General features: G+C 63.0%; 14 protein-coding genes and 1 tRNA gene. 10 read left to right on the plus strand and 5 right to left on the minus strand.

The features are described 5' to 3' along the window. The 5 genes from aceE to ADADOO_RS05675 form a co-directional block, all read left to right on the plus strand. On the plus strand, positions 1–1856 hold a 1856-nt coding region (gene aceE / locus ADADOO_RS05655), incomplete at its 5' end, for a pyruvate dehydrogenase (acetyl-transferring), homodimeric type (RefSeq protein WP_511275756.1). Positions 1857–1868: 12 nt separating this feature from the next. Further along, complete coding sequence (aceF, locus tag ADADOO_RS05660) at positions 1869–3563, plus strand: dihydrolipoyllysine-residue acetyltransferase (RefSeq protein ID WP_511275758.1); 1695 nt, start codon at positions 1869–1871, stop codon at positions 3561–3563. Between the two features lie 17 nt (positions 3564–3580). Then, entirely contained in the window at positions 3581–5362 is a 1782-nt protein-coding gene (gene lpdA / locus ADADOO_RS05665; protein ID WP_511275760.1) for a dihydrolipoyl dehydrogenase, read from the plus strand. Positions 5363–5700: 338 nt separating this feature from the next. After that, a complete protein-coding gene (locus ADADOO_RS05670; protein WP_511275762.1) occupies positions 5701–7611 on the plus strand; it encodes a putative bifunctional diguanylate cyclase/phosphodiesterase in 1911 nt (636 codons plus the stop codon). A gap of 126 nt (positions 7612–7737) precedes the next feature. Then, positions 7738–8223 (plus strand): thioesterase family protein, encoded by a 486-nt coding sequence (locus ADADOO_RS05675; RefSeq protein WP_511275764.1) that lies wholly within the window; start codon positions 7738–7740, stop codon positions 8221–8223. Positions 8224–8366: 143 nt separating this feature from the next. On the opposite strand, the gene ADADOO_RS05680 is transcribed toward ADADOO_RS05675, so the two are convergent. Both ADADOO_RS05680 and ADADOO_RS05685 read right to left on the minus strand, forming a co-directional pair. Beyond that, entirely contained in the window at positions 8367–8822 is a 456-nt protein-coding gene (locus ADADOO_RS05680) for a SixA phosphatase family protein (RefSeq protein ID WP_511275765.1), read from the minus strand. A 117-nt stretch (positions 8823–8939) separates the two neighbouring features. Then, positions 8940–9689 (minus strand): class I SAM-dependent methyltransferase, encoded by a 750-nt coding sequence (locus ADADOO_RS05685; protein WP_511275777.1) that lies wholly within the window; start codon positions 9687–9689, stop codon positions 8940–8942. 67 nt (positions 9690–9756) lie between these two features. Here ADADOO_RS05685 and ADADOO_RS05690 point away from each other — a divergent pair, with 67 nt between their 5' ends. Next, the gene (locus tag ADADOO_RS05690; RefSeq protein ID WP_511275766.1) at positions 9757–9975 is read left to right on the plus strand and encodes a hypothetical protein; all 219 of its coding nucleotides are present in this window, start codon (positions 9757–9759) and stop codon (positions 9973–9975) included. 143 nt (positions 9976–10118) lie between these two features. On the opposite strand, the gene ADADOO_RS05695 is transcribed toward ADADOO_RS05690, so the two are convergent. The 3 genes from ADADOO_RS05695 to ADADOO_RS05705 form a co-directional block, all read right to left on the minus strand. Next, positions 10119–10194: transfer RNA gene (locus tag ADADOO_RS05695), tRNA-Phe, on the minus strand. Between the two features lie 64 nt (positions 10195–10258). Then, a complete protein-coding gene (locus tag ADADOO_RS05700) occupies positions 10259–11764 on the minus strand; it encodes a sensor histidine kinase (RefSeq protein ID WP_511275768.1) in 1506 nt (501 codons plus the stop codon). After that, positions 11742–12413 (minus strand): response regulator transcription factor, encoded by a 672-nt coding sequence (locus tag ADADOO_RS05705; protein WP_511275770.1) that lies wholly within the window; start codon positions 12411–12413, stop codon positions 11742–11744. Before ADADOO_RS05705 ends, ADADOO_RS05700 begins: the two co-directional genes overlap by 23 nt. A gap of 592 nt (positions 12414–13005) precedes the next feature. Between ADADOO_RS05705 and ADADOO_RS05710 the strand changes: the two genes are divergently transcribed. The 4 genes from ADADOO_RS05710 to ADADOO_RS05725 all read left to right on the plus strand — a co-directional run bounded on the left by ADADOO_RS05710 (position 13006) and on the right by ADADOO_RS05725 (position 19930). Beyond that, a complete protein-coding gene (locus ADADOO_RS05710) occupies positions 13006–13590 on the plus strand; it encodes a CBS domain-containing protein (RefSeq protein WP_511275772.1) in 585 nt (194 codons plus the stop codon). 22 nt (positions 13591–13612) lie between these two features. Then, positions 13613–15595: an acyl CoA:acetate/3-ketoacid CoA transferase gene (locus ADADOO_RS05715; protein ID WP_511275778.1), complete on the plus strand. Its 1983-nt coding sequence runs from the start codon at positions 13613–13615 to the stop codon at positions 15593–15595. Between the two features lie 83 nt (positions 15596–15678). After that, entirely contained in the window at positions 15679–16818 is a 1140-nt protein-coding gene (locus tag ADADOO_RS05720; RefSeq protein WP_511275774.1) for an efflux RND transporter periplasmic adaptor subunit, read from the plus strand. Positions 16819–16864: 46 nt separating this feature from the next. Beyond that, positions 16865–19930 (plus strand): efflux RND transporter permease subunit, encoded by a 3066-nt coding sequence (locus ADADOO_RS05725; protein ID WP_511275776.1) that lies wholly within the window; start codon positions 16865–16867, stop codon positions 19928–19930. The last annotated feature ends 49 nt before the right edge of the window (positions 19931–19979 follow it).

Raw genomic sequence — 19979 nt, forward strand, 5'->3', positions numbered from 1 at the left:
GCAACGGCAAGATCATCCAGGAACTCGAATCGGAATTCCGCGGCTCCGGCTGGAATGTCATCAAGCTCATCTGGGGCACCCAGTGGGACGCCCTGTTCCAGCGCGATAAAAAGGGCATCTTGAAGCAGCGCATGATGGAGCTGTGCGACGGCGAGTACCAGACCTTCAAGGCCAAGAATGGCGCCTACGTTCGCGAGCATTTCTTCAATACCCCGGAACTCAAGGCGCTGGTCGCTGACTGGACCGATGACCAGGTCTGGCAACTGAACCGTGGCGGTCACGACATTTTCAAGATATTCGCCGCCTACAACGCCGCCGTCACCCACAAGGGCGCACCGACCCTCATTCTCGCCAAGACCATCAAGGGCTTCGGCATGGGCCAGGCTGGCGAGGCGATGAACATCTCGCACCAGCAAAAGAAAATGGATAAGGAGCAGATCGGCCGTTTCCGCGATCGCTTCAACCTGCCGGTCGCCGACGATCAACTGGAAGAGTTGCCTTACCTGACCTTCCCGGAAGATTCGGAGGAATACAAGTACATGCGCCAGCGGCGCATGGATCTTGGCGGCTTCCTGCCGGCGCGCCGCCGCAAGGCCGCGCCGCTCGCCATCCCGGCCCTCGATACTTTTGCCGCCCTGCTCAAGGCCTCCGGCGAAGGCCGCGAACTATCAACGACGATGGCCATCGTGCGCATCATGAACATGATGTTGAAGGACAAGCATGTCGGCAAGAACGTCGTGCCCATCGTGCCCGATGAGTCGCGCACCTTTGGCATGGAAGGCATGTTCCGCTCGGTCGGCATCTGGAACCAGCAGGGTCAGAACTACGTCCCTGAAGACCACGACCAGCTGATGTTCTACAAGGAATCGAAGACCGGTCAGGTGTTGCAGGAAGGGATCAACGAAGCCGGCGCAATGAGCGACTGGATCGCCGCTGCCACCGCGTATTCGGTCCATAACGTGCAGACCATTCCGTTCTACATCTGCTACTCGATGTTCGGCCTGCAGCGCGTCCTCGACCTGTGCTGGGCGGCTGGCGACCAACGCGCCCGCGGCTTCCTGATCGGCGGCACGGCCGGTCGCACGACGCTGAACGGCGAAGGCCTGCAGCATGAAGACGGCCATAGCCTGATCCTCTCCAACCTGATCCCGAACTGCGTTTCCTACGACCCGACCTTCCAGTATGAAGTCGCGGTCATTGCTCAGGACGGCATGCGCCGGATGTTCCAGGAGCAGGAGGATGTCTTCTATTACCTGACGGTGATGAACGAGAACTACGAGCACCCGGAAATGCCGGTCGGTGCCGAGGCCGACATCGTCAAGGGCTTGTACCTGTTCAAGAAGGGGGCTGATTCAGCCGGCCCGCGTGTCCAGCTGATCGGTTCCGGCAGCATCTTCCGCGAAGTTATCGCTGCCGCCGACCTGCTCAAGCAGGACTGGGGGGTCGAGGCCGACCTGTGGGGGGCGCCGAGCTTCAACGAACTGGCCCGCAATGGTCAGGATGTCGCGCGCTGGAATCTGCTGCATCCGCTCGAAGAACCCCGGTTGTCGCACGTCGAACAAAAACTGGCGGGCAACACGAGCCCGGTTGTCGCCTCGACCGACTACATCAAACTGTTCTCCGAGCAGATCCGTCCCTTCGTCAAGGCACCGTACGTCACGCTGGGCACCGATGGTTTCGGCCGCTCGGACACCCGCGAGAAGCTGCGTCATTTCTTCGAAGTCGATCGTCACTGGGTGACGCTGGCGGCCCTCAAGGCGCTGGCCGACAACGGCGAAATCAAGCGCGAAGTCGTCGCCGCCGCTCTGGTCAAGTACAACCTTGACCCGAACAAGCCGAATCCGCTGAGCGTTTAAGGGAGAGACAACATGAGCCAAATCATTGAAGTCAAAGTCCCCGACATCGGCGATTTTTCCGAGGTTCCGGTCATCGAGTTGTATGTCAAGGTCGGCGACAGCATCAAGGTCGATGACCCCATCGCCACGCTCGAATCCGACAAGGCCACGATGGATGTGCCTTCCACGGTCGACGGTGTGATCAAGGAAGTTTTGGTGCAACTCGGCGCCAAGGTCGGCGAAGGTAGCGTGCTGATCAAGGTGGAAACGGGTGGCGCCGCCATCTCCCCTCCCCTTCAAGGGGAGGGCCAGGGTGGGGATGGGTTGAAAGCTGCATCCTCGTCGGTCCCCCATCCCCCTCCCAGCCTCCCCCTTGAAGGGGGAGGAGCAAAGCCCCCCGCGGCCGGCGGTGGCGTGGTTGAAGTCAAGGTTCCGGATATCGGCGACTTTGCCGAAGTCCCGGTCATCGAGCTCTACGTCAAGGTCGGCGACAGCATCAAGGTTGACGACGCGATTGCCACGCTCGAATCCGACAAGGCCACGATGGATGTGCCGTGCACCGTGGCCGGTACGGTCAAGGAAGTGCTCGTCCAGCTCGGCGCCAAGGTCGGCGAAGGCACGGTACTGATCAAGGTTGAAACGGGTGCCTCGGCCCCGGCGGCCTCTTCCCCTCCCCTTCAAGGGGAGGGCCAGGGTGGGGATGGGGCTAGCGCTCAGCGTTCGCCAACCCATCCCCCTCCCAGCCTCCCCCTTGAAGGGGGAGGGGCAAAAGCACCGGTGGCGCTGGCCCCGGCTCTGGCAGTCGGTTCCAAGGTTCACGCCTCGCCGTCGGTCCGTGCCTATGCCCGCGAACTCGGCGTCGATCTGAACAAGGTGCCGGCGACCGGCCCGAAGAACCGCATCGTCAAGGAAGACCTGACCAAGTACGTCAAGGGCGTGATGTCCGGTGCCACCGCGGCCCCGGTCGCTGCCGGTGCCAGCCTCGGCGGTGGGCTCGATCTGCTGCCCTGGCCGAAGGTTGATTTCGCCAAGTTCGGCGAGATCGAGGTTAAGCCGCTGTCGCGCATCAAGAAGATTTCCGGCCAGAATCTGTCGCGCAACTGGGTCATGATCCCGGCTGTGACCTATCACGAAGATGCCGACATCACCGACATCGAAGCTTTCCGCGTGCTGCTCAACAAGGAAAACGAAAAGGGTGGCGGCGCCAAGCTGACCATGCTGGCTTTCCTCATGAAGGCTTGCGTCAAGGGCCTGCAGAAGTTCCCGGAATTCAATGCCTCGCTCGATGGCGACAACCTGGTGCTCAAGAAGTATTTCAACATCGGTTTCGCGGCCGATACGCCGAATGGTCTGGTCGTGCCGGTGGTCAAGCATGTCGACAAGAAATCAGTCTTCGAACTGGCCCAGGAATCCGGCGAGCTGGCCAAACAGGCGCGTGACGGCAAGCTCAAGCCGGCCGACATGTCCGGTGCCTGCTTCACGATCTCCAGCCTCGGCGGCATCGGTGGCACCTACTTCGCGCCGATCGTCAATGCGCCGGAAGTCGCCATCCTCGGCGTCAACAAGTCGGCCATGAAACCGGTCTGGGACGGCAAGGCCTTTGTGCCGCGCCTCGTCCTGCCGCTCTCGCTGACCGCTGACCACCGCGTCATCGACGGCGCGCTGGCGACGCGCTTCAACGTCTATATCGCGCAGCTGCTGGCCGACTTCCGTCGCGTCGCGCTGTAACCGGGAAGGAGATCATCATGAGTCTCGTAGAAGTCAAAGTCCCGGATATCGGCGATTTCGCCGAAGTGCCGATCATCGACCTGTTCGTCAAGGTCGGCGACAGCATCAAGGTGGACGACGCGATCTGCACGCTGGAATCCGACAAGGCAACGATGGATGTGCCGAGCCCGGTCGAAGGCGTGGTCAAGGAAGTGCTCGTTCAGCTCGGCGCCAAGGTCGGTGAAGGCGCGTTGTTGATCAAGGTTGAAAGTGGAGCGGCTTCCACGGTCAACCCGGAAAAAGCGCCAAAAACGGAAACCCCGGCCGCGGCGCCAGCCGCCGCCCCGGTGGCTGCCCCGGTCGCCGGCAGCCATGCCGGCGGTGCCGACATCGAGTGCGAAATGCTCGTCCTCGGCGCCGGCCCCGGCGGTTACTCCGCCGCCTTCCGCTCGGCCGACCTCGGCATGAAGACGGTCATCGTCGAGCGTTACGCAACGCTGGGTGGCGTCTGCCTCAACGTCGGCTGCATTCCGTCCAAGGCGTTGCTCCACGTTGCTGCCGTCATGGAAGAAGCCCAGCACACGGCCGATCTCGGCGTTACCTTCGCCGCCCCGACGGTTGATATCGACAAGCTGCGCGCCCACAAGGACAAGGTCGTCGGCAAGCTGACCGGCGGTCTGGCCGGCATGGCCAAGGGCCGCAAGGTCGACATCGTGCGCGGCTTCGGCACCTTCCTCGACCCGCATCACATCGAGGTTGAAGTCACCGATGGCAGCGGCCAGGACAAGACCGGCAGCAAGAAGATCGTCAAGTTCCAGAAATGCATCATCGCCGCCGGTTCCGCCGCCGTGCATCTGCCCTTCATCCCGAAGGATCCGCGCATTGTCGACTCGACCGGGGCGCTCGAACTGCGCTTCGTGCCGAAGAAGATGCTGGTCATCGGCGGCGGCATCATCGGCCTCGAAATGGCCACCGTCTATTCGACGCTGGGCGCCAAAGTCGATGTCGTCGAAATGCTCGACGCGCTAATGCAGGGCCCGGACCGTGATGCGGTCAAGGTCTGGGAAAAGCAGAACACCCATCGCTTCGACAAGATCATGCTGAAGACCAAGACGGTGGCCGTCGACGCGAAAGATGACGGTCTGTACGTCACTTTCGAAGGCGAAGGCGTGTCGCCGGAGCCGGTCAAGTACGACATGATCCTGCAAGCCGCCGGCCGCTCGCCGAACGGCAAGAAGATCGGTGCCGACAAGGCTGGCGTGGCGGTCACCGACCGCGGCTTCATCAACGTCGATGCCCAGATGCGCACCAACGTGCCGCACATCTTCGCTATCGGCGACCTCGTCGGCAATCCGATGCTGGCCCACAAGGCCGTCCATGAGGCCCACGTCGCCGCCGAAGTCGCGGCCGGCCACAAGGCGGCTTTCGACGCCACGGTGATTCCGGGTGTTGCCTACACCCATCCGGAAGTGGCGTGGGTCGGCTACACCGAGGATCAGGCCAAGAAGGAAGGTCGCAAGGTCGAAGCCGCCAAGTTCCCGTGGGCGGCCTCCGGTCGCGCCATCGCCAACGGCGCCGAGTACGGCTTCACCAAGCTGATCTTCGATGCCGAAACGCATCGCGTCATCGGCGGGGCGATTGTCGGCCCGAACGCCGGCGACATGATCGGCGAAGTCTGCCTGGCCATCGAGATGGGCTGCGATGCGGTCGATATCGGCAAGACCATCCACCCGCACCCGACGCTCGGTGAAACGGTGGGTATGGCGGCTGAAGTGGCCCATGGCACCTGTACCGACGTGCCGGCGCCGCGCAAAAAGTAGCCAGACAACGCGATTGCGGTTTGGCGCCGCAACTGCCCCAAGCAATCGGCCCAACCCCACATCCGTGGCGTTCGGCCGATTCGCTACGGTCGACGATCTGGAATGGCAAAAAACGGCCACCAGAATCCCGTCCGTCCGGCCTGAAGCGTCAAATCGGCGCGCTGCACCGGCCGGCGCTGGCCGCAACCCTGCATGCCCTCAAGATGCCCCGATGACACGAGGGTTTCCGGGCTTTTTTCCGAGTTGACCGTTGCCGGAACACAAAGGGATACTGCGAAAAAACCTTCCGGCGCGAGTTGCCAAACGCCCTGCCAGGAAATCAGAAACACCCCCGAGACATGTCTATCCATTCCCTGCAGCAACTACTCCCCGCCGGCCCGGACAATCGTGGCATTCTGGCGCGCCTGCTATTGCTGGCGCTGCTTGGCGTACTCCTGCCGCTGCTCTGGTGGTGGGAGTCCTCGTTCGTCCTGCGCGGCGGACTCGCCCTGCTCATCGTCTTCGGTGGCTACGTCGTCCAGGTGCAGTTGCTCAGGCTGTGGGCCATGCAGCGTGCCTACGGCCTGGCCATGGCGGCGGCGCACGACGGCTTCTGGTCCTGGGACCCGGTCAGCAAGCGCCTCGATGTCGGCAAGCGGCTGCTGGAAATCCTCGGCTACCGCGACAATTTCCTGCCCGACACGCATGCCTGGCTGGAACTGGTCCATCCGGACGACCGTGCCGATTTCAACCGGACTGTCGCCGAGCACCTGAAGGGTCTCACCCCCTTTTTCTACTGCGAGTACCGGGTCCGTGCCAGCAGCGGTCAGTACCTATGGATCGCCTCGCGCGGCATTGCGGTGCGCGACCGTCGGGGCGTCGCCTACCAGATGGCCGGCTCGGTCACCGACATCACCGAACGCAAGCTGCACGACGAGGAACTCGCCTTCATGGCCCAGCACGACCCGCTGACCGGCCTGCCCAATCGCCTCCTGCTTGCCGAAAAACTGGGCGAGGCGCTGCACCAGGCGACAGCCCGGCAAGAACGTGTCGCCCTGCTGTTTATCGATCTTGACCGTTTCAAGGACATCAACGACTCGCTCGGCCACCGGCTGGGCGACCGCCTGCTGCAGGATGTCGCCGGGCGCCTGCGCGGTGCCCTCGGCCCGTCCGATACCCTGGTCCGCCAGGGCGGCGACGAATTCATCGTGCTGCTCACCGGCATCAGCGATGGTGCGACGGCCGAAACCCGCGCCCGCGATTTTCTCGAACGCCTCAACCAGCCCTTCGTCACCGATGGCAACCAGCTCCACGTCGGCGCCAGCATCGGGCTCAGCCTGTACCCGGATGATGCCGCCGATGCCGAGCAACTGTTGCGCGACGCCGATACCGCGATGTACGTGGCCAAGCGTCAAGGCGGCGGCCAAGTCGCCCGCCACACGCCGGTCATGAAGGAGCGCGTGCAGCAGCGCGCCGCGATCGAATTGCGCCTGCACCGGGCCATCGAGCAAAAAGCATTTTCGCTGCACTACCAGCCCAAGTTCGACACCGCCAGCGGCTACCTGATCGGCGCTGAGGCCCTGCTGCGCTGGCAGGACGACGACGGCCAGTGGATACCGCCCGACCGCTTCATCTCGGTGGCCGAGGAAACCGGCCTGATCGTCCCCCTCGGCCACTGGGTACTGACCGAGGCAATCGCCTGCCTGGCCCGCTGGAACGCGCTGTCGCCGACGCCGCTACACATGGCCATCAACCTGTCGGCCCGCCAGTTCTGGACCGGCGACCTGACCGAGACGATAGTCGCGCTGTGTGCCGAACACGGCGTCGCCTGCGGGCAAATCGAGCTCGAAGTCACCGAGTCGATGCTGCTGCAGGCCGAGGGCAACCACGTCGACATGCTCCACGCCATGCGCGCCAGCGGCTTCCGCCTGGCGCTTGACGATTTCGGCACCGGCTATTCTTCGCTGTCCTACCTGCACCGCCTGCCCTTCAGCAGCCTGAAGATCGACCGCAGCTTCGTCTCCGCCCTGATCGACGATGCCGGCGACTATGCCGGCGGCAGCGCACTGGTGCCGGCAATCATCACCATGGCCCACAACCTCGGCCTCGAAGTCGTCGCCGAAGGGGTCGAAACGGCGGCGCAACTGGTGCTTTTGCGCGACCTGCACTGCGACATCATCCAGGGCTACCTGAGCGGCCGGCCGATGCCGGAAGCCGACTTCCGCCAGCGCTTCCTCGACGCCCCGGGCTCCCCGGCCAGCCAGTGCTGATGGCCGAAGTGGCGCCTGGCTCCTGCACCGACGTACTGGCCCCGGGCAAAAAGCCAGCTGCGTTAAAATCGCGTTCGACCTGGGCGACGGCAACCCCGTTGCCCTTTTAAATGCCTATTGGACCCCATGAACTCGACTCCGCACCGCCGCTCTCCCGAAGAGCAAAAGCATCTCGAAATTACCCTGCGTTATGTTTTTGAGCACCGCCTCTGTTTCAACGAGCTCCTCGGTTTCCGGGTCGAATCGCTCGATTCGGCAGCCCCGCAAATCAGCTTTGCCATGCGTCAGGACCTGATCGGCCATTATCAGCACGGCCGCCTGCATGGCGGGGTGATCGCCACCGTTCTTGATACCGTTGGCGGTCTGGCCGTGACAGTAGCCGTCGCCGAAAAATTCAACAGCGAAAGCACCGATCAGGTCAGCCATCGCTTCGGCCGAATCGGCACCATCGACCTGCGCACCGACTTCCTGCACCAGGGTGTCGGCAAAAAATTCATCGCCACCGGCCGGGTAACCCGCCTCGGCGGCCGCATCGCCTCGGTGCAGATGACGCTGGAGAACGAAACCGGCCTGCTCATTGCCACCGGCGGCGCCTCCTACATCATCAGTTAAGCCGGGGGGCGGCTTCCACGGTCAACCGGAAAAACAAGTCAAAATCAAAATCGCCTGAAGCCGAAAGAAGCGGTGCAGCCTGCTTCTCGCGCCGGCCGCGCAGCGAGGCGACAACGCATCTCACGGCAAAGGCTGCCCCTTGTCTAATCGAGCATTTCGACCGGAATCATCGCCCGCAGCACGGTCTGCGTCTCCCCCCGACGGACGCGATTGCTCAACCACCACAAGGCGCCCTTCTTGACGCTCCACTCGGACTCATGCCCGGCCAGCAACAGCGACGCCATGCGCCCGAGCGAAGGCTGGTGACCGACGATTAGCACCGATCCTTGCCCAGAGGGCCAGCCGGATGCCGCAATCAGCTCGGAAACACAGGCTTCCGGCCCGATCTTGCGGATCGTTTCAAAGGGCCGCTTCAAGGCCTCTACCGTCTGCTGGGTACGCACGGCGGGGCTGGCGATGATGCGCAGATCCTTCGGTTGGTGGGCAAGAATCCACGCCGCCATCGTCCGCGCCTGCTTTTCGCCGCGCGAAGTCAGACGTCGCTTCAGATCGTCGTCGCCATCTTCCGCCTCAGCGTGGCGCCACAGCAGCAATTCCATGATCGCCCCCCTCGTCAAAAGCCGGCAGTATGCCCATCGAGTGTTACCGCCTGATTTCAATCACGCCGGCTTTTCGGCGTAGCGGCCTGCGGCAAAACCAATCCGGCCAAGCAATCGCTACCTGGCCTTCAAGGACTTCCTGGGATAAATATCATAGCGGCTGGATTTTCCCTCCAGCACATAGCCTGGCGGCAAGCCATCAACGCTCGGCGCCTTGCGCGGCCGTTTGACGACGACGCGATGCGTTGCCAAGGCGAGCGCCACCTGCAGGAGCTGCGCCGCATCATCATCGCCGCCGACAAGCGGACGAAAAACACGCATCTCCTTCTTGACCAGCGACGTCTTTTCCCGATGTGGAAACATCGGATCGAGATAAATCACCTGCGGCGGCTCAGCGGACCAATCCCTGATCAGCGCAATGGCATCGCCCAGCCGCAAATCCATGCGCTGAATAATCGATGCCACCTCCGGAACACCGCGCGCCCGGTCCAGACCATCCGCCAGCAAAGCGCCGATCAGCCGATGGCGCTCGATCAGCGTAACGCGACAACCCAGTTGGGCCAGCAGAAAGGCATCGCGCCCCAAACCGGCCGTCGCATCAAGAATCACCGGCCGAACCCCCGACTGGATACCAACCGCTTTGGCGATCATCTGACCGTTCCCGCCGCCATGCTGGCGACGATGCGCCACCGCCCCCGCAAGAAAATCGACCCGCACCGGGCCTGCCGCCTCCGGCCCCAGTTCCTGCAACTGCAAGCCGTCAGCCCCCAGTTGTAAGGCAAATTCAGCCGCCCCCGCCAGCGGCAAACCCAGCGCCTCGGCTAGCGCAAAAACCGGGTCGACAAATTCCGGCGCCAGCGCCTCGATGCGAACGTTTACCGTTGGACTCAAGCTGTCCTCAGGTCTAGGGGCGCTCGCTATCCGAAGTCGGCAAGTGAGCTTCGGATGGATTCAACGCCGCATTCTCTGCGGACACATTGCCAGCCTTGTCGGCCAGCTTCTGGCGACGCTTTTCTTCCTGTTTGTTTTTCTTGGCGAGATCTCGTTGGCGCTTTTCGAACTGGTAGTTTGGTTTGGCCAAGAGGCCTCCTTTAGTTGCCAAAAATGGCATGGAATGCAGGGTGGGAAAAGAAAGGATTCAGCAGCGCAATAATAACCGGCGCCAGAACCACATTCCACAACGCAAAACGCCAACCATTAAGGGTTGGCGTTATTTCCTAGATTTCCACGGATGATACAGCGACTGAAAAGAAAAAAGCCCTTGATCATTACAATCAAGGGCTTCTTAAAATGCTTTGGTGGCCAATCGCGGAATCGAACCACGGACACGCGGATTTTCAATCCGCTGCTCTACCAACTGAGCTAATTGGCCAAACGAGGGCGCATTATAGCGATGTCACGGCTGCTCTGCAACCGGCGCCGGCGTTTTTGCGGACTCAGGTGCCGATTGGCGGGGATTGGCGGTAGAGCTCGGAAAAGTCGTCCGGCGGAGGCATTGGGGGGGCCGGCGGATGCCAGGTGGCGAAGGCCACCCTTGCCACAGCGCCACGGCCATGAGGATTGGGCCGCAGGCTGGCCAGCGAGTCGTGCTGCGTGGCAATTTCCTGAACGATGGCCAGGCCAAGGCCGCTGCCTTCAGTGGTGGCATCGTCCACCCGATAGAAGCGCTCGAAAACGAGTTCGGCCTGTTCTTCGCTGATGCCGACCCCATTGTCCTCAACCTCGAGCAGCACGGTCGCCTGATTGCCGAGAATGCGGCAGGTGACGTGCCCGCCTCTGGGGGTGTAGCGCAGGGCGTTGTCGAGCAGGTTTTTGGCGAGCTCGCGCAACAGGAATGAATTGCCGACGATCATGGCGGGTTCGTCCGACTCAAAGCCGAGATCGATGTTTTTTTCGATGGCCACCGGCACCCAGTCGGTGACGACGTCGCGGATCAATTCCGCCAGATTGAGCGGTTCATGTTTTTGCTGCGCCGCTTCCCCGCCTTCGGTGCGGGCCAGAGTCAGCAACTGGTTGATCAGTCGGCCTGCCCGATCGACGCCGGTGGCGATCTGGCGCAAGGCATGGCGCAGTGCTTCGGGGTCGGTTTCACGGATGGCAAACTGGGCCTGTGTCTTGAGGCCGGTGAGCGGCGTGCGCATCTGGTGAGCGGCATCGGCGACGAAGCGTTGCTGGGCCGAAACGCTGCGTTTCATGCGATCGAGCATTTCATTGAAGGCCTCGACCAAGGGCTCCAGCTCTTCGGGAACCCGCCGTGTGGCGATCGGCGAGAGGTCGTCCGGCTCGCGCGTCTCGATGGTGTGACGCAGGCGAGTCAATGGTCGCAGGCCGCGGGATAGCCCGAACCAGACGAGCATGACGGCCAGGGGGATGATGATGAACTGCGGCAGGATGACGCTGGCGACGATCTTGTTGGCCAATTGACTGCGTTTTTCCGTTGTCTCGCCGACCTCGATAAGCACCCACTGCGCCTTGGCCATTTGCGGCTCGGCCAGGTAGGTGTAGGCCATGCGCAGGTCTTGGCCCTTGAAATCGGCATCGCGCATATAGACTTCACCGGGCACGATCGAGTCGTCCGGCACCGATACCGATTCTGGTAAATCCTTGTCACCGGCCAGCAGTTTTCCGCCGCCGGCCAAGACATGAAAATAGACGCTGTCGGTTTCGTCGGCCCGCAACATGGCGCGGGCAGAGGCCGGCAGCGACAGCAGCGGCTTGCCGTTGACCAGTTTTACCTGTCGCGCAATGGCCGTGACGTGCTCGCGCAGCGCCTGATCGTAGGGAAAATTGGCGACGTTGTTGGCGAAGTAATGGGTGAAGGCGATGCTGAGCGGCCAGACAAACAGCAGGGGCGCCAGCATCCAGTCGAGAATCTCGCCAAACAGCGAGCGCTCGGTTTCGGCGGCCGGCGCCTGCGGATTACTCGCTCTGGGGGCGCTCAAGGCAGTAACCCAGGCCGCGTACCGTAGCGATCTTCACGCCACCGGTTTCAATTTTTTTGCGTAGCCGATGGACGTAGACCTCGATGGCGTTGTGACTGACCTCTTCGCCCCAGCCGCAGAGGTGATCGACCAGTTGGTCCTTGCTGACCAGGCGGCCCATGCGACTGAGCAGGACTTCAAGCAGGCCAACTTCGCGGGCCGAAAGATCGAGCACCTCGCCATTGATCTGCGCTACCCGGCCGACTTGATCGTAGCTTAGCGCGCCGCACTGGATAGTCGGCGAGGTGCCGGCCGAACGGCGGGTCAGGGCGCGCACCCGCGCTTCCAACTCAGGGAGTTCGAACGGCTTGACCATGTAGTCGTCGGCGCCGAGGTCGAGGCCCTTGACGCGATCCCCGGTGCCGTCGAGGGCAGTCAGAATCAGCACCGGCAACTGCGAGTTGCGCGAGCGAATGCGCTTGAGCAGATCGAGCCCGGAAAGCTTGGGCAAGCCGAGATCAAGGATCAGCAGATCGTAGGAAACCGTGAGCAACGCAGTGTCTGCCTCCAGGCCATTGGGGGCACAGTCTACGGCGTATCCACCCTGACGCAGCGAGCGGGAAAGTCCATCGGCGATGATGGTGTCGTCTTCAGCAATAAGAATGCGCATGTGTCCGTTTCGGCCAGTGACCGCGTAAGATTTCTGTAAGTCAGTCGCATTATTCTGTTCGGGCTGTTCTCCTTTTATGGTCTTTGGAGTACGCGGTTCACTCCGCTACTCAGGGGGTTGCCCGACCTGCACTGGGCAACCCCCTACCGTTTTTTTCCTCGCCCAAGCCTTGAAGTCTATCAAATAAACTGCCTTGCGATTTCCGCAGTGCACCAGCTCGTCCGGGTTTTTATGAGAGCGGCCTCGGCGAGCGGGAAATGGTCGCGAGTTATCGTCTCCTACGGTCAACCGGAAAAATCGCCCAAAATCGAAGAATTGAGTCGGGGGCAGGGTTGTCTCCATTGCCCTCTCGCGCCGCCGAGTGGTTGTGCATCCGGCGGTTGATGAAAGATACGGGAGCCGTCGCGTCGTATCGAGCAGTGTCATTCTAAAGGGCCTGATTTTTCGGGATTTTCCTCGGCCCCGTTCGGGGTAGGGATTTCCCTTGGGGTGCTTGTCTTGGTCGGCGATTCGCCGAATACTTTATGCGTGTCAGGCTGCCTGGCTCAACAGAGGTTTGGTCGCAAAACAATAACGGATGGAGGATCGAGACATGAGTTTGGTACGCAAGGTGCAAACGCACACGATTTCGAAAAACATCACGCTGAGTACGTCCGGATACAACCTACTCGGCGCCGACTCGCCGGCGATCGAGGCGATGACGGATTTCCTGCGGGTCAGCGTAGTGGTAATTAGGCCCGATGCCTCGGTGGTCGAGGCCAACGCCCAGATGATTGCGCGCGGCGTTCGCCTGCTCATGGTGACGTCGGCCAGCGACCGGCTGGAAGGGCTGATTACCGTCCGCGACATTCTCGGCGAGAAGCCGATGCAGGTGGCCTCGGCGCGCGGCTGCAAGCGCGACGAATTGAAGGTGGCCGAGCTCATGACGCCGATCAGCGCGGTCGATACGCTGTATTTGAAGGAAGTCCTCAACGTGCGCGTGGTGGATATTCTTGACGCCCTGAAACGTCTCGGCCGCCAGCACATCCTGGTCGAGGACGTCGATGCGGCGACCGGTCTGCCGCGCGTTCGCGGCGTATTTTCGGCAACCAACATTGGCCGCCATCTCGGCGTGCCGGTGCTCGGTTTCGAGCTGGCCACCACCTTCGCCGAAATCGAAGCCGCGCTGGCCAACTGAGGTGACGGCGCCCCTCCACCCGATGACCGCCGCCTTGCGGGCGAGTGACGCCGGCAAGGTGGTTTCCGCCCGCGATGCTGTGCGCCTGATTCGCGATGGCGACACGGTGGCGACGGGCGGTTTCGTCGGCATCGGCTTTGCCGAGAACATCGCCGTGGCGCTTGAGCAGCGTTTTCTTGAAAGTCAGGCGGCGGACATTCATGGCCAAGGTAGCCCGCGCAATCTGACCCTGGTTTACGCGGCCGGGCAGGGCGACGGCAAGGATCGAGGCCTCAACCATTTGGGCCACGACGGCCTGGTCGGCAAGGTCATCGGCGGCCATTGGGGGTTGGTGCCCAAGTTGCAGGAACTGGCGGTGAGCAATCGCATCGCCGCCTACAATCTGCCGCAGGGCGTCATCACGCACTTGTTCCGCGACATCGCCGCCGGCAAGCCGGGGACGATCACGCGCATCGGGCTCGGCACCTTCGTCGATCCGCGTTTCGGCGGCGGCAAACTGAACGAGAAAACGACGGCAGATGTCGTCCGCATCATGGAAATCGACGGCGAGGAGTACCTGTTCTACAAAGCCTTCCCGATTCACGTCGGCATCATCCGCGGCACGACGGCTGATCCGGACGGCAACATCACCATGGAGCGCGAGGCGCTGACGCTGGAGGCGCTGGCCATCGCCATGGCGGCGCGCAATTCGGGCGGCATCGTCATCGCGCAGGTCGAGCGCATTGCCGAGCGCGGCACGCTGAACCCGCGCCAGGTCAAGGTGCCGGGCATCCTGGTCGATTGCGTCGTGGTCGCCGAAAAGCCGGAATACCACATGCAGACCTTCATCGAGCCCTACAGCGCGGCCTTTGCCGGCGAGATCAAGGTGCCGATGTCGGCCATCGCGCCGATGCCTATGAGCGAACGCAAGATCATCGCCCGGCGGGCGGCCATGGAGTTGAAGGCCAATGCCGTGGTCAATCTCGGCATCGGCATGCCGGAAGGCGTCGCCAACGTGGCGACCGAGGAACGCATCATCGACCTCCTGACGCTGACCGCCGAGCCCGGCGTCATCGGCGGCGTGCCGGCCGGCGGCCTGAGTTTCGGCGCGGCGACCAACGCCCAGGCCATCATCGACCAGCCCAGCCAGTTCGACTTCTACGACGGTGGCGGACTCGACATCACTTTCCTCGGGCTGGCTCAGGCCGACAGGCAGGGCAATCTCAACGTCTCCAAGTTCGGCCCGCGCCTGGCTGGGGCGGGCGGCTTCATCAACATTTCGCAAAGCGCCAAGAAGGTTGTTTTTGTCGGCACCTTCACTGCCGGCAACCTCGATGTCACGGTCGACGGGGAAAAACTGCGAATTTTGGAAGACGGCAAGGCCATCAAGTTCGTCGATGAGGTCGAGCATCGCACCTTCAGTGGCCCCGAGGCGGCGCGGCGCGGCAAGGAAGTCATCTACATCACCGAGCGCTGCGTTTTCAAGCTGACGGCGGCCAGGCTGGAGTTGACCGAAATCGCGCCGGGCATCGATCTGCAGAAGGACATCCTCGACCGCATGGCTTTCCGCCCGATCATCAACGGCGAGCCGGCCTTGATGGATGCCCGCATCTTCCGCGACGAGCCGATGGGCATCCGCCCGGAACTGCTGGCCGTGCCGATGGCCGAGCGGCTGACTTACGACGCCGGGCAGAACCTCTTTTTCCTCGATTTCTCCGGCCTCAACGTGCGCAGCAGCGACGACATCGGACGCATCGAAACGGCGGTCGAGTCCGCCCTGGCGCCCATCGGCCACAAGGTCAAGGCCATCGTCAATTACGACCGCTTCAGCATCCTGCCGGACTTGATCGACGACTACATTGCCATGGTCAAGGGCGTCGTTGAGCGGCATTACCACGACGTGACGCGCTACACCTCGAGCACCTTCCTGCGCATGAAACTCGGCGAGGCGCTGGAGAAACGGCAGGTCGCCGCCAAGCTCAGCGCCACCGTAGAAGAGGCTCGGGAGCAGCTGGCGAAACCTTGATGACCTTGGGGTCATTACGAAGCTGACATGCCGGCGAGGCAAGGTATCATTGCCGGATTGCTGCGGTCGACACAGGTTTTTGCATGAAAAACAATTCTTCTGGCCCGCTTGCCGGGCGCCAGCTCCGGTTTGTCCTACCCATCGCGGTCGTCGTTCTGGCCGGCGCCTATTTCATGTCGCGTTCGGAAGCTCCCCGGCCAGCCGATGCCGCCGAGCCAGCCAAGGCTGCCGCCCGCCCGGCGCTGACGGTCAGCCTGACCACTCCGCAAAAACTCGACTGGCCGCTGGTGTTGCCGGCCAACGGCAACGTCGTCGCCTGGCAGGAAGCCGTGATTGGCGCCGAGATCGCCAATTACCGGATCACCGAGGTGCGCGTCCAGGTTGGCGACAAGGTCAAAAAAGGGCAGGTGCTGGCGCGTATCGCCAGCGACACCGTGGCCAGCGAACTGGCCGAAGCCCGGGCGTCGGTGGCCGAACTCGAAGCCAGCGCCGCCGAGGCAAAAGGCAACGCCGAACGGGCCAAGGAGCTCAAGGAAAAGGGTTTCTACAGTTCGCAACTCAACACCCAGTACCAGACGGCGCTGAACACGGCGCAGGCGCGTCTGGCTGCGGCCCGCGCCCGGCAACAGGGCGCCGACCTGAAAGTCAGCAAGACGGCCGTGCTGGCGCCCGACGACGGTGTGATCTCGGCGCGTAGCGCGACGGTCGGTTCGCTCACCCAGTCCGGGCAGGAACTGTTCCGCCTGATTCGCGGCGGCCGGCTCGAATGGCGGGCGGAAGTGCCGTCGGCCGACCTCGGCAAGGTCAAGGCCGGCATCGTGGCGATCATCACGGCGCCGGGTGGCGAGACGGTCAAGGGTACGGTGCGTGCCGTGTCGCCGAGCGTCGATCCGCAAACGCGCAACGGGCTGGTCTATGTCGATCTACCGGCGACCTCGACGGTGCGGGCCGGCATGTTCGCACGCGGTGAATTCGCGCTGGCGCAAAGCCCGGCATTGACGCTGCCGCAGTCGGCCGTGGTGCTGCGCGAAGGCTTTGCCTACGTATTCAAGATGGACGGCGAGGACCGCGTGGCGCAGGCCAAGGTCGAACTCGGCCGGCGTGTCGGCGAGCGCGTCGAAATCGTTGCCGGGCTGGCGCCCGATGCGCGCGTGGTGGCTACCGGGGCCGGTTTCCTGGCCGATGGCGATGTCGTCAAGGTGGTCGACGGGATTTCAAAATGAGCCGTTTTTTCCGGTTGACCGTGGGAATGGCCTGCGAGGGCGTGCCGTGCTGAACGTTTCGTCGTGGTCGATCCGCAATCCGACGCCGGCCATCCTGCTCTTCGTCCTCCTGACGCTGGCCGGCATCATGGGCTTCAAGGCCATGAAGATCCAGCAGTTCATGGACATCGAACTGCCCATGGTCATCGTCACGGCCAGCCTGCCCGGCGCGGCGCCGGCCCAGATGGAAACGGAAGTGGCGCGCAAGATCGAGAATTCGGTGGCGACCCTGCAGGGCATCAAGCACATCTACAGCAAGGCGCAGGACGGCACGGCGACGGTGACTGTCGAATTCCGCCTGGAAAAACCGCTGCAGGAAGCCGTCGACGACGTGCGCGATGCCGTCTCGCGCATCCGCGCCGACCTGCCGGGCGACCTGCGCGACCCGGTGATCAGCAAGATGAACGTCTCCGGCGCGCCGATCCTGACCTACACCGTGGCCTCGAGCCGGATGGACGATGAGGCGCTGTCGTGGTTCGTCGATAACACCGTCAGTAAGGCCATTCTCTCGGCGCGCGGCGTCGGCGCCGTGTCGCGGGTCGGCGGCGTGGCGCGCGAAATCCGCATCGAACTCGACCCGGCCAAAATGCTGGCCCTGAGCGTCACGGCGGCCGACATCTCGCGCCAGCTCAAGCAGATCCAGCAGGATGCCTCGGGTGGCCGGGCTGACGTCGGCGGCATCGAGCAATCTGTGCGCACCATCGCCACGGTCAAGCGTGCCGACGAACTGGGCGGCATGGACATCGTGCTCTCCGACGGCCGGCGTATCCGCCTCGATCAGCTGGCGACGATCAGCGATACCATCGGCGAACAGCGCACGGCCGCCTTGCTCAACGGCAAGCCCGTCGTTGGCTTCGAGATCACGCGCAGCAAGGGCGCCGGCGAGGTCGAGGTGGCCGCCGCCGTCAAGGTCGTGCTCGACAAGCTCAAGGCCGAGCATCCCGACATCGTGATCACCGAAGCCTTCAATTTCGTCGATCCCGTCATCGAAAACTATGAAGGCTCGATGAAGCTGCTCGTCGAAGGCGCGCTGCTCGCCGTGCTCGTCGTCTGGCTTTTCCTGCGCGATGGCCGGGCCACCTTCGTTTCGGCCGCCGCCTTGCCGCTGTCGGCCATCCCGACCTTCGCCGCGATGTACCTCATGGGCTTCACGCTCAACGTCGTGACCCTGCTCTCGATGTCGCTGGTGGTCGGCATATTGGTCGATGACGCCATCGTCGAAATCGAAAACATCATGCGCCACCTGCGCATGGGCAAGACGCCCTACCAGGCGGCCATGGAAGCAGCCGACGAAATCGGTCTGGCGGTCATCGCCACCACTTTCACGCTGATCGCCGTCTTCCTGCCGACCGCCTTCATGGGCGGCATCGCCGGCAAATTCTTCGTGCAATTCGGGTGGACCGCAGCAGTGGCGGTCTTCTTCTCTCTCGTTGTCGCCCGCATGCTGACGCCGATGATGGCCGCCTACATCCTGCGCCCGGTCACGCACGACGAGCCGACGCCGCGCTGGTTGAAGTACTACGAAGGTTGGGCCACCTGGTGCCTGAAACACCGGATCATGACCATGCTCGGCGCAGCTTTCTTTTTCATCGGCTCCTTCATGCTGGTGCCCCTGCTGCCCACCGGCTTCGTTCCGGCTGACGACGTGTCGCAAACACAGATCTACCTTGCCCTGCCGCCCGGCGCGACCCTCAAGGAATCGCTGGCCGTGGCCGAGCAGGCCCGTCACATTGCCGAGGCCAACGAGCAGGTTAAGCTCGTCTACACCGCGGTGGGTGGCGGCAAGGCCGGCAGCGACCCCTTTGCCGCCTCCGGAGCTGCCGAGGTCCGAAAGTCGACGTTGACCCTCAACCTGACGCCGCGCAGCGAGCGTTCGGGGATCAGCAAACAGGTCATCGAAGACCAGTTGCGCGAAGCGCTGACGGTGATCCCCGGCGCCCAGGTCAAGGTCGGCCTGGCCTCCGGCAACGCCAAATATGTCCTCGTCCTGGCCAGCGAAAACGGCCCGCTGCTTTCCGAGCATGCCCGTCTCGTCGAGCGTGACCTGCGCAGTATCCCTGGAATTGGCAATATCACTTCGACGGCCAGCCTGGTCCGTCCGGAACTGGTCATCCGCCCCGATTTCGCCCGCATGGCCGACCTCGGCGTGACCTCGGCGGATATCGCCGACACCCTGCGCATCGCCACGGCCGGCGACTACGATCAGGGGCTGGCCAAGCTCAATCTCGCCCAGCGTCAGGTGCCCATCGTCGTCAAGCTGCCACCGGCAGCACGCACTGATCTCGCCCTGCTTGAGCGCCTGACCGTGCCCGGCAAGCACGGCCCGGTCATGCTCGCCAACGTCGCCACGGTGAGCATTGCCGGCGGTCCGGCCGAGATCGACCGCTACGACCGCCTGCGCAACATCAATTTCGAAATCGAACTGAATGGCCAGCCGCTCGGCGAAGTCGAAGCCGCGGCACTCAAGCTGCCCAGCCTGACCAAGCTGCCGCCCGGTGTCATCCAGACCACGGTCGGCGACGCCGAGGCGATGGGCGAACTGTTCGCCAGTTTCGCCCTGGCCATGGCCACCGGCGTGCTTTGCATCTACGTCGTGCTGGTTTTGTTGTTCAAGGATTTCGTCCAGCCGGTGACCATCCTTGCCGCCCTCGTGCTCTCCGTTCCGGGCGCTTTCCTGGCCCTGTTCGTGACCCACACGGCGCTCTCGATGCCGTCGATGATTGGCCTCATCATGCTCATGGGCATTGCCACCAAGAACTCCATCCTGCTCATCGACTACGTTGTCCTGGCCCGTTGCGAGCACGGGCTGGATCGCTGGCATGCCCTGCTCGACGCCTGTCGCAAGCGAGCCCGGCCGATCGTCATGACCACCGTCGCCATGGGGGCCGGGATGATGCCGATCGCGCTCGGCATCGGCACCGACCCGAGCTTCCGCGCCCCGATGGCCATTGTCGTCATCGGCGGTCTGATCACCTCGACCTTCCTGAGCCTGCTCGTCATCCCCGTGGTGTTTACCTACGTCGATGACCTGATCGGACTGGTTCGGGCCCGCCTGGGGCTGTCGCCGCACTGAGTTCCGGTGGAGAGGCGGCGAGCCGGGCTATTGACTTTGGTCATAGGCG

The organism is Azonexus sp. (assembly GCF_036170495.1).
GTDB lineage: Bacteria > Pseudomonadota > Gammaproteobacteria > Burkholderiales > Rhodocyclaceae > Azonexus.

Excerpts from the sequence above, each read along its gene's own strand:
- ADADOO_RS05705 (WP_511275770.1), bottom strand. The coding sequence starts at position 12,413 with ATGCGCATTCTTATTGCTGAAGACGACACCATCATCGCCGATGGACTT.
- ADADOO_RS05720 (WP_511275774.1), top strand. The coding sequence starts at position 15,679 with ATGAAAAACAATTCTTCTGGCCCGCTTGCCGGGCGCCAGCTCCGGTTT.
- lpdA (WP_511275760.1), top strand. The coding sequence starts at position 3,581 with ATGAGTCTCGTAGAAGTCAAAGTCCCGGATATCGGCGATTTCGCCGAA.
- ADADOO_RS05715 (WP_511275778.1), top strand. The coding sequence starts at position 13,613 with ATGACCGCCGCCTTGCGGGCGAGTGACGCCGGCAAGGTGGTTTCCGCC.
- ADADOO_RS05710 (WP_511275772.1), top strand. The coding sequence starts at position 13,006 with ATGAGTTTGGTACGCAAGGTGCAAACGCACACGATTTCGAAAAACATC.
- ADADOO_RS05670 (WP_511275762.1), top strand. The coding sequence starts at position 5,701 with ATGTCTATCCATTCCCTGCAGCAACTACTCCCCGCCGGCCCGGACAAT.
- ADADOO_RS05680 (WP_511275765.1), bottom strand. The coding sequence starts at position 8,822 with ATGGAATTGCTGCTGTGGCGCCACGCTGAGGCGGAAGATGGCGACGAC.
- aceF (WP_511275758.1), top strand. The coding sequence starts at position 1,869 with ATGAGCCAAATCATTGAAGTCAAAGTCCCCGACATCGGCGATTTTTCC.
- ADADOO_RS05675 (WP_511275764.1), top strand. The coding sequence starts at position 7,738 with ATGAACTCGACTCCGCACCGCCGCTCTCCCGAAGAGCAAAAGCATCTC.